The organism is Ruegeria sp. G10 (assembly GCF_056533645.1).
Genome location: NZ_JBQFOQ010000004.1, coordinates 128,891 through 142,553 on the forward strand (window position 1 = coordinate 128,891; position 13,663 = coordinate 142,553).

The window sequence follows — 13,663 nt, forward strand, 5'->3', positions numbered from 1 at the left end:
AGTCTTAGGGCAGGTTCGGGGCCGGGACCAGAGGAGTTTGGTAAAAATCGAACGGTGATTGCACCTTGCCGGTCGGGCGCTATGGTTGGCCCGAACAAGGGGGAGTGTCATGGCGATAGACGAAAACCGATTTCTGGCCGATCTGCATAAACTGCGCAGCTTCGGAGCATCAGGTGTCGGCAAGGGCGTCGTCCGTCCGGCCTATTCCGAGGCTGACATCGCCGCGCGCCAATGGCTGGCCACGCGTATGGCAGAGGCGGGCCTGACGCCGCATTGCGACCCGGTTGGAAATCTGTTCGGCCTGACGGACGGGCCGTCCCTGTTGATGGGCTCGCATTCTGACAGCCAGCCCGAGGGCGGCTGGCTGGACGGCGCGCTGGGCGTCATTGCCGCGCTAGAGGTCGCGCGCGCCAGTGACCGGCCGATCTCGGTCGTCAGCTTTCAGGACGAAGAAGGGCGGTTCGGCGTCACCACCGGCTCTGCCGTCTGGTCCGGTGGCTTGCCGCTGGAAAAGGCAGACGGGCTGACTGATGGAAAGGGAACCAGCTTTGGCGCGGCGCGGGCGTCGATGGCCGACATGGTGCAGGATTTTGTCGATCCGTCCCGGTTCAGCGGCTTCATCGAGATGCATATCGAACAGGGACCTTCGCTGGATGCCGCTGGTGAACAGATCGGCGTGGTGACGGATATCGTCGGTATCCGCGACATGCGCATCACGTTTGAGGGGCAGCAGAACCATGCGGGTACGACGCCGATGCACCTGCGCCGCGATGCGTTTCAGGCGCTGTCGCTGTTCAACACGCGGCTCAATGACCGGTTCCGCAATGTGGTGACCCCGCAAACGGTCTGGACCATCGGGCATGTTGATCTGCACCCGAACGCCTCCTCCATCGTGCCGGGGCGCGTGCGGTTTTCGATGCAATGGCGCGATGGCGACGCCGACCGTCTGCTGCGCATGGAACAGATCATCCGCGCCACTGCGCAGCAGGTGGCCGAGGAACTTGGCATGACACTGGACTACGGCCCGATGCTGGGATTGGAGCCGGTGAGCATGGATTCCACCCTGCGCGACGCGTTGGAAAGCGGGGCGCAGGCGGTTGCGCCGGGCAAATGGCGCAGAATGCCATCAGGTGCTTTGCATGACGCCACCAATGTCTCACGTCTGATGCCGGTTGCGATGCTGTTCGTGCCCTCAATCAACGGAATCAGCCATGATTTCGCCGAGGACACCGCCGAGGATGACCTGATTGCAGGTCTTAATGTGCTGGATCATGCCGTTCAGGCGCTCGGGGCGGCTGCGCGATAAGGCGCGATGAAAATACAAATTTTCCAGCGGTTTGGCTTGGGGTAAACAGTCGACTATAAGGACGTGTCTGTTGGCGCATGCTGCAGCTGATCGACGTCGGCACATCGAGTGTTGCCTAACGGAAAAAAGTTTCCTATAGGAACATTATTGATGCATACGCCCGTATACAGGTCTGTCCCGGTGGTTATGAATCACCGAAACTCCGGGGCTGAATCGTTGCAAAATATGCAGCTTGGGTCAGACTGATGGGCATGCGTTCCGACCATTAGATACGAAAAGAAGGTATCCGCCATGACAGACGCACCGAAGCGCACTCCGCTCTACGACCTGCATGTTGAGTTGGGAGGGAAGCTGGTTGATTTCGCGGGTTGGGAGATGCCGGTTCAGTATCCTTTGGGGATCATGGGGGAGCACAAACAGTGCCGCGAGAAGGCGGCGGTATTTGATGTGAGCCATATGGGTCAGGTGATCCTGAGGGGTGAGAATGTGGGCGAGAAGCTTGAGGCTTTGTGCCCGCAGGCCTATGCGACGTTGAAGGATGGCAAGGCGCGGTACGGGTTCTTCACCAATGCCGATGGCGGGATCATGGATGATCTGATCGTCTCGAATGCGGGCGATCATTACTTTGTGGTGGTGAACGCGGCTCTACGGCATCAGGACATTCCGCATATGCGCGAACACCTTAAAGGCGTTGAGGTGACCGAGATCTTCGACCGGGCACTGGTGGCGGTTCAGGGGCCGAAGGCCGAGGATGTGGTGGCCGCGCTGTGCCCCGCCGCCCGCGACCTGAAATTCATGGAAACCACCGTGGCAGATATCAACGGCGTCGAGTGCCGCATATCGCGGCTGGGCTACACGGGCGAAGACGGTTACGAAATCTCGATCCCCGAGGACAAGGCAATCGAGATCACGAAGGCATTTCTGGCCCATGAGGATTGTGAAGCCGCTGGTCTGGGTGCACGCGACAGCCTACGGCTGGAGGCGGGGCTGTGCCTCTATGGCAATGACATCGACCAAAGCACCTCGCCGATTGAAGCCAGCCTTGGCTGGGCGATTCAAAAGCGCCGCAAGGAAGAGGGCGGCTTTCCAGGCGCGGACCGCATTCAGAAGGAACTGACCGAAGGGCCTGCGCGCAAGTTGGTGGGGATCAAACCCGAGGGTCGTGCGCCCGCGCGTCAGGGCGTGGAAATCCAATGTGCTGAAGGCAACACCATTGGTGAAATCACCTCGGGCGGATTTGGCCCCACGGTCGGCGGGCCCGTTGCGATGGGCTATGTTGCGACTGCGCATGGCGCTCCGGGTGAGACGGTCAAACTGATCATCCGGGGCAAACCGCAACCGGCACAGATCGTGGCGCTGCCCTTCGTCACCCAGAATTACAAGCGTTGAAGTCAGGAGAGAAACACCATGGCAACCTATTACTCCGAAGAACATGAATGGCTGAGCGTCGAGGGCGACACCGCCACATTGGGCATCACCAAGCACGCCGCCGAGCAACTGGGCGATGTTGTGTTTGTAGAACAGCAGGAAGTCGGAGATGAATTCGAAAAAGACGGCGAGATCGGTGTGATCGAATCCGTCAAGGCGGCCTCGGAACTCTATGCCCCGGTGGATGGCGAAATCACCGAGGTCAACGAAGCGCTGGCCGACAACCCCGGCGCGCTGAACGAAGACCCCGAAGGCGAGGCGTGGATCTACAAGATCAAGATCGCGGATGCATCGCAACTCGAAGATCTGATGGACGAGGCCGGCTACAAAGCCTTCATCGGCTAAGGCCCGGCGGCGGCTCCTTCACTGGTCCGCCCATTCATCTTTTTACAAATACTCCCGCCGGAGGCTCCCGCAGTCTCCGCCGGGCCAGACCTATCCGTGAGGAGCGCAACGATGGCCTTCAAACTGACCGATTACGAAGCCTATGACTTCGCCAACCGCCGCCATATCGGGCCCAGCCCGACCGAGATGCGCGATATGCTCAAAGTGATCGGCTTCAAGACGCTGGACCAGCTGATCGATGCCACCGTCCCACCTGCGATCCGGCAGAAAGAGCCGCTGGAATGGGGTCCGGCGATGACCGAACGCGATGCGCTCTTTTATATGAAAGAGGTGGCGAGCAAGAACACGGTCCTGACCTCGCTGATCGGGCAGGGGTATTACGGCACCACCACACCCGCGCCGATCCTGCGCAACATCCTGGAAAACCCGGCCTGGTACACGGCCTACACCCCTTATCAGCCCGAGATCAGCCAGGGCCGTCTTGAGGCGCTTCTGAACTTCCAGACCATGGTCAGCGACCTGACCGGGCTGGACGTGGCCAATGCCTCGCTGCTCGACGAAGCCACAGCGGCGGCCGAAGCCATGGCGATGGCCAAGCGCGGCGGGCGGTCCAAGGCCAACAACGCGGCGTTCTTTGTGGACAAGAACTGCCACCCGCAGACCATCGCGGTGATCAAGACCCGCGCCGAGCCTCTGGGCATCGACGTGCAGGTTGCGGATCCCGATACGCTGGACGCAGGCGCCGTCTTTGGTGCGATCTTCCAATACCCCGGCACCCATGGCCATGTACGCGACTTCACCGCCGAGATTGCCGCCCTGCATGAGCACAAAGCCATCGCCATCGTCGCTGCCGACATCCTGTCGCTGGCGCTTCTTAAATCCCCCGGAGAGATGGGCGCGGACATTGCCATCGGCTCGACCCAGCGCTTTGGCGTACCGATGGGCTATGGTGGCCCGCACGCGGCTTACATGGCGACCACCGACAAGCTGAAACGCGCGATGCCGGGCCGGATCATCGGTGTGTCCATCGACAGTCGGGGCAACAAAGCCTACCGCCTCGCCCTGCAAACCCGCGAGCAGCATATCCGCCGCGAGAAAGCGAATTCAAACGTCTGCACCGCGCAGGCGCTGCTGGCCGTCATTGCCTCGATGTATGCCGTGTACCATGGCCCCGACGGCATCAAGGCCATTGCGCAATCGGTGCACCGCAAGACCTCGCGCATGGCCGCCGGTCTGGAAGAGGCCGGATTCTCGGTCGAGCCAGAGGTCTTCTTCGACACCATCACGGTTGAGGTTGGTCATCTGCAGAAAACGGTCATGGAGGCCGCTGTCGCCCGTGGCGTCAACCTGCGCAAGGTGGGCGACACGCGCGTGGGCATCAGCCTCGACGAACAGACCCGGCCCGAGACCATCGAGGCCGTCTGGGGCGCCTTCGGCATCGACAAGGAAGACGACAGTTCGAATGTGGCCTACCGCCTGCCAGATTACGCCCTGCGCGAGACGCCCTATCTGACCCACGAGATCTTCCACAAGAACCGGGCCGAGGCCGAGATGACCCGCTATATGCGCCGTCTGGCCGACCGCGATCTGGCGCTGGACCGGGCGATGATCCCGCTGGGGTCCTGCACCATGAAGCTGAACGCCACGATTGAGATGATCCCGGTCACCTGGCCCGAGTTTGGCAACCTGCACCCGTTCTGCCCCGAGGATCAGGCGCAGGGCTATCATGAGATGATTGCCGATCTGAACGACAAGCTGTGCCAGATCACCGGCTATGACGCGATCTCCCAGCAGCCCAACTCGGGCGCGCAGGGCGAATATGCGGGGCTGCTGACCATCCGCAACTATCACTTCGCGCGCGGCGAAGGGCATCGCAATGTCTGCCTGATCCCGACCTCGGCGCACGGCACCAACCCGGCCTCGGCGCAGATGGTTGGCTGGCAGGTTGTGCCGGTGCAATCGGATGAGAACGGCAATATCGACCTGAACGATTTCCGCGCCAAGGCGGAAAAGCACTCGGACCATCTGGCCGGTTGCATGATCACCTATCCTTCGACCCATGGTGTGTTTGAGACCACCGTGCAGGAGGTCTGCCAGATCACCCATGACCACGGCGGTCAGGTCTACATCGACGGCGCCAACATGAACGCCATGGTGGGTCTGTCGCGTCCCGGTGACATTGGCGGCGACGTCAGCCACCTGAATCTGCACAAGACCTTCTGCATCCCGCATGGCGGTGGCGGCCCCGGCATGGGTCCGATCGGCGTCAAGGCGCATCTGGAGGAACATCTGCCCGGCCATCCGGAATACGGCACCGCCGTGGGTCCGGTCTCGGCAGCACCCTTCGGCTCGCCCTCGATCCTGCCGGTCAGCTGGGCCTATGTGCTGCTGATGGGCGGCGCGGGCCTGACCCAGGCCACGAAAGTGGCGATCCTGAACGCCAACTATATTGCGGCGCGTCTGCAAGATGCCTATCCGATCCTCTACACCTCCGAGACCGGCCGTGTGGCGCATGAATGCATCCTCGACACGCGTCCGCTGGACGAGACGGCGCATGTCACCGTGGATGACGTCGCCAAACGTCTGGTCGATTCCGGCTTCCACGCCCCGACCATGTCCTGGCCGGTGGCTGGCACCCTGATGGTCGAACCCACGGAATCGGAACCCAAGGACGAGTTGGACCGCTTCTGCGATGCCATGCTCTCGATCCGCTCGGAGGCACAGGACATCATCGACGGCAAGATCGACGCGGAAAACAATCCGCTGAAAAACGCCCCTCACACGGTGCGCGATCTGGTCGGCGACTGGGACCGACCCTACAGCCGCGAACAGGCCTGCTTCCCTCCGGGCTCGATGGGCGTCGACAAATACTGGTCCCCCGTGAACCGCGTCGATAACGCATACGGTGACCGAAACCTCGTCTGCACATGCCCTCCGATGGAAGCCTACGAAGAGGCCGCTGAATAGAACCAAAACCCCGCCGCGAAATCGGCGGGGTTTTCGCTTATCGGAAACCTCTGTTCTCATTTGCACTCATCTTTGGTGTCGTTTTTTACGGTGAAAGCGTCTTTTTTGCTTGCTGCGCCTGCGAAGGCCCCATAGCTCTGTCCGTGGGACACCCCTCCCCAACGAGGGGCGTGTATCTGGAAGGGTAATACAGATGACTATCGAACAACCGGCGACGCGGCCGGCGAACCCGCGTTTTTCCTCGGGCCCCTGCGCCAAACCCCCCACATTTGAACTGTCCAAACTGGCCGATGCTGCATTGGGTCGGTCGCATCGTGCTGCTGTCGGCAAGGACAAGCTGAAAGCGGCCATCGAAGGCACGCGCGAGGTGCTGGGCATTCCGGCGGATTACAAGATCGGCATCGTTCCCGCCTCGGACACCGGCGCGGTTGAGATGGCGCTGTGGTCGCTGCTGGGCGAACGCAAGGTTGAGATGCTGGCGTGGGAGAGCTTCGGCGCGGGCTGGGTGACCGATGTGGTCAAGCAGTTGAAGATCGACGCCGAAGTGAAAACGGCTGATTACGGGCAGATCGTCGATCTGACCTCGGTCGATTTCGCCAATGACGTGGTGTTTACATGGAACGGCACAACTTCGGGCGTGCGCGTTCCCGATGGAGATTGGATCGCGGATGACCGTCAGGGCCTGACGATTTGTGATGCGACCTCGGCGGCGTTTGCGATGGACCTGCCCTGGGACAAGCTGGATGTGACCACCTTCAGCTGGCAGAAGGTTCTGGGCGGTGAAGCGGCTCATGGGATGCTGATCCTGAGCCCGCGCGCGGTTGAACGGCTGGAAAGTTATACTCCCGCATGGCCGCTGCCGAAGATTTTCCGGCTGACCAAGGGTGGCAAGTTGATTGATGGCATCTTTACCGGAGCGACGATCAACACGCCTTCGATGTTGGCGGTTGAGGATTACCTGTTTGCTCTGGACTGGGCGCGCTCGGTCGGTGGGCTACAGGGCTTGATTGCCCGTGCCGATGCCAATGCCGGGGCGGTTTACGCTTTCTGCGACCAAAACGACTGGATCGCCAATCTGGCCGAGGATGCGGCGACGCAATCGAACACCTCGGTCTGCCTGAAATTCACAGATGCGCGCATTCAGGACGGTTCAGCATTCGCGAAAGCCGTGGCCAAACGGCTTGAGGCCGAGAATATCGCCTTGGACATCGGTGCCTATCGCGACGCGCCTGCGGGCCTGCGCATCTGGTGTGGTGGCACGGTTGAGACCTCGGATATCGAAGCGATGCTGCCTTGGCTCGCATGGGCCTTTGAGGCCGAGATCGCGGCGCAAACGGCAGCCGCCTGACAAGATTTTTCGACGAAAAATCTGGGCCCGCCTGTGGCCCGGACATCTCTCAAATTATCAAGGACCAGAGAAAATGGCCCCCAAAGTACTCGTATCTGACAAGCTCAGCGAAACCGCCGTGCAGATTTTCCGGGATCGCGGCATCGACGTGGATTTCATGCCCGATCTGGGCAAGGACAAAGACAAACTGGCCGAGGTGATCGGTCAGTATGACGGCCTTGCCATTCGTTCGGCCACCAAGGTCACACCGACCATTCTGGAGAAAGCCGACAAACTGAAAGTGATCGGTCGTGCCGGGATCGGGACCGACAATATCGACAAGGATGCGGCCTCGAAAAAGGGTGTGATCGTGATGAACACGCCCTTCGGCAACATGATCACCACAGCCGAGCATGCAATTGCGATGATGTTTGCCGTGGCGCGGCAGATCCCCGAGGCCAGCACCTCGACCCATGCGGGTAAATGGGAAAAGTCCAAGTTCATGGGCATCGAGCTGACCAACAAGACCCTCGGCGTGATCGGGGCAGGCAATATCGGCGGTATCGTCTGCGAACGCGCGCTTGGCCTGAAGATGAAGGTTGTGGCCTATGACCCCTATCTCGGCGAAGAGAAAGCGGCGCAGATGGGTGTGGAGAAGGTCGAATTGGACGAACTGCTGGCCCGCGCTGACTTTATCACTCTGCACGTGCCGCTGACGGATCAGACCCGCAATATCCTGAGCCGAGAAAACCTGGCGAAGACCAAGAAGGGTGTACGGATCATCAACTGTGCCCGCGGTGGTCTGGTCGACGAAGAGGCGCTGGCCGAGGCGCTGAAATCGGGTCATGTCGCCGGCGCGGCGTTTGATGTGTTCAGCGAAGAACCGGCCAAGGAAAACGCCCTGTTCAATCTGCCCAACGTGGTCTGCACGCCTCACCTTGGCGCGGCAACGACCGAGGCGCAGGAGAACGTGGCGCTGCAGGTGGCCGAACAGATATCGAACTACTTGCTGACCGGCGCGGTGGAAAACGCACTGAACATGCCCAGCGTGACAGCAGAGGAAGCCAAGGTCATGGGACCGTGGATCAAACTGGCAGGCCATCTGGGCAGCTTCATCGGCCAGATGACGGATGAGCCGATCAAAGCCATCAACATCCTTTACGATGGCGTCGCCGCCGAGATGAACCTTGCTGCGCTGAACTGTTCGGTCGTTGCGGGTATCATGAAGAAGTTCAACCCTGAGGTGAACATGGTCTCGGCCCCGGTTGTCGCGAAAGAGCGTGGCATCCAGATTTCGACCACCAACCAGGACAAGACCGGCGTGTTTGATGGTTACATCAAGGTTACCGTTGTCACCGATAAGCGCGAACGCTCGATCGGCGGGACCGTGTTCAGCGACGGCAAACCTCGGTTCATCCAGATCAAGGGCATCAATATCGATGCCGAGATCGGGGCCCATATGCTCTATACCACTAACGAGGATGTGCCCGGCATCATCGGTGCGCTGGGTCAGACCATGGGCGAGAACGATGTGAACATTGCGAACTTTACGCTGGGTCGCTCTGCGGCTGGCGGTGAGGCGATTGCGCTTTTGTATGTCGATGAACCCGTTCCGGCCGAGGCGCGCGCGAAGCTGGCGGAAACCGGTCTGTTCACCCAGATCAAGCCGCTGCAATTTGACGTCGCCTGATAGCGACCAAGGCATGGCCTGTTTGAAGGCCCGCGCTGCTGTCAGTGCGGGCCTCCTCTTTCCAAGCTCCTGTTTTTCCGGCAGAACGGCAGCATTCACAGTGGCTCCGGGGGACCGAGATGACCAATCCAGTTTATGCCATCGGTGATCTGCACGGGCGCGCTGATGAGCTTGAGCGCGCCCTGTCGTTGATCGAGCGGGACGGTGGTCCCGATGCCGAGATTGTCTTTCTGGGTGATTACGTGGATCGGGGGCCGGATAGCCGGGGTGTGATTGACCGGCTGATCGCCGGGCGCGACGCGGGCAAGCGCTGGGTGACCTTGATGGGCAATCATGACCGGATGTTTGCGTGGTTTCTTGAGGATGTGCCCCGCCACGATCCCCACCTTCTGATCGGGTATCACTGGTTTCACGAGCGTCTAGGCGGAATTGATACCCTACGCAGTTATGACGTCGTGTTCGAAGAGCGGACCCGCCTTGAGGATGTGCATGCCATGGCAATGGGTGCCGTGCCCGAGGCGCACCGGCTGTTTCTGCGCGGTCTGAGCGCGATGCACCAGACGCCTGAGCTGGCTTTTGTGCATGCGGGTATTCGGCCCGGCGTTCCTTTGAATGAGCAGCAGGAAAATGATCTGGTCTGGATTAGGCAGACATTTCACGCCCATCCCGGCCCGCACCCCAAACTGATCGTGCATGGACACACACCGGTCGACCGGGTGACGCATTATGGCCACCGGGTGAACCTGGACAGCGGGGCGGGGTATGGACGCCCGGTGGGTGTTGCGGTTTTCGAAGGCCGCGCTTGTTGGGAATTGACCGGTAAGGGGCGCGTGCGGTTGGAACCTTAAGGTTCAGCTTTTGGCGAACAGATCCTTGTAGGTGTCGCGCAAGATGTTTTTTTGCACCTTGCCCATCGTGTTGCGTGGCAACGCGTCCAGCAGGATCAACTGGCGCGGATGCTTGAACCGGGCAAGGGCCTGCTGAACGGTCTCCATAATCGCCCGCGTGTCCGGCGTGGCGCCCGGTTCGGGCACCAATAGGCCGACTGGGGTTTCTCCGAAATCGGGATGCGGAACGCCGATCACAGCGCTTTCCAGCACGCTGGGCTGGTCGTCCAGCAGCATCTCGATCTCTTTGGGATAGATGTTGTAGCCGCCCGAGATGATCAGGTCTTTGCCGCGTCCGACGATGTGGACGTAACCATCCGCATCGACCCGGCCCAGATCACCGGTGATAAAGAATCCATCTTCGCGCAGCTCGGCCGCAGTTTTCTCGGGCATTTGCCAGTAGCCTTGAAAGACATTGGGTCCGCGCACTTCGATCATCCCGATCTCACCCTTTGGCAGCGTTTCACCCGTCTTGGGGTCGGTCACCTTCAGGTCCACATCCGGCAGGGGAAAGCCAACGGTGCCCGCGCGGCGTTCGCCTTCATAGGGGTTCGAAGTGTTCATGTTGGTCTCGGTCATGCCATAACGTTCGAGTATACGGTGACCGGTGCGCGCTTCGAATTGTTCATGGGTATCCGCTAACAGCGGAGCCGAGCCCGAGATGAACAGTCGCATGTCCTGCGCCAGATCGCGGGTAAACCGCGGATCGTCCAGAAGCCGCGTATAGAAGGTTGGGACGCCCATCATAGTGGTGGATTGCGGCATCAGGCGCAGCATGTCTTCCAGATCAAACCTGGGCAGAAAGATCATCGACCCGCCCGAGGCCAGCACCACATTGGTTGCCACAAAAAGCCCGTGCGTGTGGAAGATCGGCAAAGCGTGCAACAGGACGTCGCGTTCGGTAAAGCGCCATTCCCGCACCAGTGTTTCGGCGTTTGACAGCAGGTTTGCCTGCGTCAGCATCGCCCCTTTCGAGCGTCCGGTGGTGCCCGAGGTATACAGGAAAGCGGCCAGATCGTGCTCGTCCTGGCGCACGGGTTCGAATGCGGGCAGCATCCCCAGCGCCCGTAGCATCAGACTGCCCGAACCATCTGCATTCAACGTCTCAAGCCGTGCGGTATGGGTCTGCGCGATGGGGGTCAGCCCGGCCTCGGTCGAGGCAGCGCACACGACCAGCGCGGCCCCGCTGTTTTCGATGAAATAGCTCAGTTCCTGCGTGGTATAGCCAGTGTTCAACGGCAGAAAGATCAGCCCGGCCTGCGCGCAGGCGGCATAGAGTGCCAGCGCTTCGGGGGATTTGTCGATCTGGGCAGCCACGCGGTCACCGGGTTCCAGACCCATTCCGGTCAGGGCGTTGGCAAGGCGCGCCGCCATGTCCAGAAAGTCGGCATGGGTCAGCGTCTGGCCATCGGGCAGGTGCAGAAACGGCGTGGTCTTGCCCGCGTGGATGCCAAACAAACGATCATAAAGCGGGTTGCCCATCCCGGTCTTCCTTTGTGTTCAAGCCAAAGTGTTGCGGCTGAATGTGTCGTGGAAACTCAGCAGCGTAAAGACCAAGGGTCAGAATTGAGTGGTCATCCGATACCCGGCGGCGAAATACATCTTGGCAAAGGTCACGGGGCTGTCCTGCAGCCATGTGATGCGTTCGGCGGTAAAGACCGGCTCGCCCTCGGGAACATCGAGGAACCCGGCAACCGACGGGTCAGCGCGGCTGGCCAGAAAGGTGAGCTCGACATTGGTGAAGGGAACCGTTTGCACCAGCCAGTCATTGGGGCCAATTTCGGTGAAATCGGCCTGCGCCACCTGCGGGACGCTGTCGATCACGATCCAGCGGTCCTCGAACTGGAACGGGGTGTTGCCGGAATAGTGCATACAACGCACATGCATCACCGATTGTCCCGCCTGCAGGGCCAGCCGGGCGCGCAGCCAATCCGGGGCGGGCCGCGTTTCGGATGAGACCAGCGCATAGCGATAGGTGCTGCCCATCGCCTCAACCTCATCCCGGACCAGAGGGATTGTAAACCGTGCCTGCCTGAGTGGTGCGCTCAGCACGCGGGTCCCTGCCTTGCGGCGGCGTTCCAGATAACCTTCATCCGCCAGTTCACGCAGCGCACGGTTCACCGTGGTACGGGTGCAGGAAAACTCGACCGCAAGCTCTTGCTCATTGGGTAACAGAGTATCGGGCTGCCACTCGCCGGATCGAATGCGGCGCAGGACGGTCTGCTTGATGTCTTTGTAGCTGGTGGTGTCGCTGCTTTGGGTCATATCGGGTCCGGGTGAGGTGTCAAAGGTCGGCCAGAAGATCGGCCATTGCCTGGCGGTAGGTCGACAGGATGGCGTCGCGGGCGATATGTCGTCCTGCGCGGACCTGATGGCGCCCCGCCGACCACAGATCGGTCACGGTGCCATCGGGTGCTGCAAAGCAAAGACCATCCAGCAACTGATCATCCCGCAAGGCACACAGCGTCGGATGCGTCCGGTCGATGGCCACCAGATCGGCCAGCATGCCCACGGCGATCTCGCCCGCCGCACGTCCCAGCGCCTGCGCCCCGCCGCGCGCCGCGCCGGTATAGAGCGCATGGCCGACCGAGCCCGCGCCGCGCACAAGCACCGTCCGGGCCTGGTCGCGCAGCCGTTGGGAATATTCCAGGGTCCGCAGCTCTTCGGGCAGTGAAATCCGCACATTCGAATCGGACCCGACCCCAAACGCGCCGCCGCTTTCGACATAAACCGTGCCGTTGAAGATGCCATCGCCCAGATTGGCCTCAGTGATCGGACACAACCCGGCGACTGCGCCCGAGCGCGCCATCTTTCTGGTCTCATCATCTGTCATGTGGGTGGCGTGGATAAGGCACCAGCGGTCGGTGACCTCGATGTTGTCCAAAAGCCAGTCGACCGGGCGCTGACCCAGCGCGGTCTCGACATCCGCGACCTCTTGAACCTGCTCCGCGATATGGATGTGCACCGGGCCTTGCGGGGTCTGGGCTAACAGCTGTTTTAGATCATCGGGCGAGGTTGCCCGCAGCGAATGCGGGGCGATGCCCAGATGGCTGTCGGCATGCGGTAGGGTTGCGCGGCAGTCGTCGACCAGACGCAGGAACCGGTCGAGATCATTGCCAAAGCGCAGCTGCCCGCCGACCAAAGCCTCCTGCCGGACCCCGCCATAGGTATAGAGTACGGGCAGATGCGTCAGGCCAATCCCTGTTTGCGCTGCGGCTGCAAAGATGCGCTGGCTCAGCTCGGACAGTTGCGCATAAGGCGCGCCGCCGGGCTGGTGGTGGACATAGTGAAACTCACCGACCGAGGCATATCCGGCCTCTTGCATCTCCATGAAGACCAGCGCGGCGATGGCTTCGATCTGCGCGGGCGTCAGGCGGTCCAGAAAGCGGTACATCAGGTTGCGCCATGTCCAAAAGCTCTCGCGCCCAGCGGCGCGGACCTCGGTCATCCCGGCCATGGCACGCTGAAACGCATGGCTGTGCAGGTTGCCCAACGCAGGCAACAGAACGTCGACGCGGGTGTCGCCGGGCTGGGCCGCGCTTTGTGCCTGCAGCGCGGTGATCTGCCCATCGCAGATTTCGACCCGCAGATCGTGCACCCAATCCGACCCTAACAGGGCGGTTTTTGCATGAACCGTCATCGCATTTCCATTTTGTGTAGACTTTACATTAATACACGTATACGAAAAATCCAAGCGCGAGGGGAGCCCAAAA

10 protein-coding genes are annotated in these 13,663 nt (G+C 60.9%); 7 read left to right on the forward strand and 3 right to left on the reverse strand.

Going from position 1 to position 13,663, the window contains the following annotated elements:
- Positions 1 to 109: 109 nt before the first annotated feature.
- The 7 genes from ACR0KM_RS09205 to ACR0KM_RS09235 all read left to right on the forward strand — a co-directional run bounded on the left by ACR0KM_RS09205 (position 110) and on the right by ACR0KM_RS09235 (position 9,911).
- Positions 110 to 1,306, forward strand: a complete 1,197-nt coding sequence (locus tag ACR0KM_RS09205; protein WP_480858751.1) for a Zn-dependent hydrolase — start codon at positions 110 to 112, stop codon at positions 1,304 to 1,306.
- Between the two features lie 291 nt (positions 1,307 to 1,597).
- Positions 1,598 to 2,695: a glycine cleavage system aminomethyltransferase GcvT gene (gcvT, locus tag ACR0KM_RS09210; protein ID WP_480858752.1), complete on the forward strand. Its 1,098-nt coding sequence runs from the start codon at positions 1,598 to 1,600 to the stop codon at positions 2,693 to 2,695.
- An 18-nt stretch (positions 2,696 to 2,713) separates the two neighbouring features.
- The gene (gcvH, locus tag ACR0KM_RS09215; RefSeq protein ID WP_170798346.1) at positions 2,714 to 3,079 is read left to right on the forward strand and encodes a glycine cleavage system protein GcvH; all 366 of its coding nucleotides are present in this window, start codon (positions 2,714 to 2,716) and stop codon (positions 3,077 to 3,079) included.
- Between the two features lie 111 nt (positions 3,080 to 3,190).
- On the forward strand, positions 3,191 to 6,046 hold the full coding sequence (gene gcvP / locus ACR0KM_RS09220; RefSeq protein WP_480858754.1) for an aminomethyl-transferring glycine dehydrogenase: 2,856 nt from the start codon (positions 3,191 to 3,193) through the stop codon (positions 6,044 to 6,046).
- Positions 6,047 to 6,239: 193 nt separating this feature from the next.
- On the forward strand, positions 6,240 to 7,394 hold the full coding sequence (locus tag ACR0KM_RS09225; RefSeq protein WP_480858756.1) for a phosphoserine transaminase: 1,155 nt from the start codon (positions 6,240 to 6,242) through the stop codon (positions 7,392 to 7,394).
- A 73-nt stretch (positions 7,395 to 7,467) separates the two neighbouring features.
- A complete protein-coding gene (gene serA, locus ACR0KM_RS09230; RefSeq protein WP_480824385.1) occupies positions 7,468 to 9,063 on the forward strand; it encodes a phosphoglycerate dehydrogenase in 1,596 nt (531 codons plus the stop codon).
- Between the two features lie 119 nt (positions 9,064 to 9,182).
- Positions 9,183 to 9,911, forward strand: a complete 729-nt coding sequence (locus tag ACR0KM_RS09235) for a metallophosphoesterase family protein (RefSeq protein ID WP_480858758.1) — start codon at positions 9,183 to 9,185, stop codon at positions 9,909 to 9,911.
- A 3-nt stretch (positions 9,912 to 9,914) separates the two neighbouring features.
- Here the strand turns inward: ACR0KM_RS09235 and ACR0KM_RS09240 are convergent, their stop codons facing one another.
- The 3 genes from ACR0KM_RS09240 to ACR0KM_RS09250 all read right to left on the reverse strand — a co-directional run bounded on the left by ACR0KM_RS09240 (position 9,915) and on the right by ACR0KM_RS09250 (position 13,590).
- Entirely contained in the window at positions 9,915 to 11,432 is a 1,518-nt protein-coding gene (locus tag ACR0KM_RS09240; protein WP_480858759.1) for a malonate--CoA ligase, read from the reverse strand.
- A gap of 78 nt (positions 11,433 to 11,510) precedes the next feature.
- Entirely contained in the window at positions 11,511 to 12,215 is a 705-nt protein-coding gene (locus tag ACR0KM_RS09245) for a UTRA domain-containing protein (RefSeq protein WP_480858760.1), read from the reverse strand.
- Between the two features lie 19 nt (positions 12,216 to 12,234).
- Complete coding sequence (locus tag ACR0KM_RS09250; RefSeq protein WP_480858762.1) at positions 12,235 to 13,590, reverse strand: formimidoylglutamate deiminase; 1,356 nt, start codon at positions 13,588 to 13,590, stop codon at positions 12,235 to 12,237.
- Positions 13,591 to 13,663: the final 73 nt, after the last annotated feature.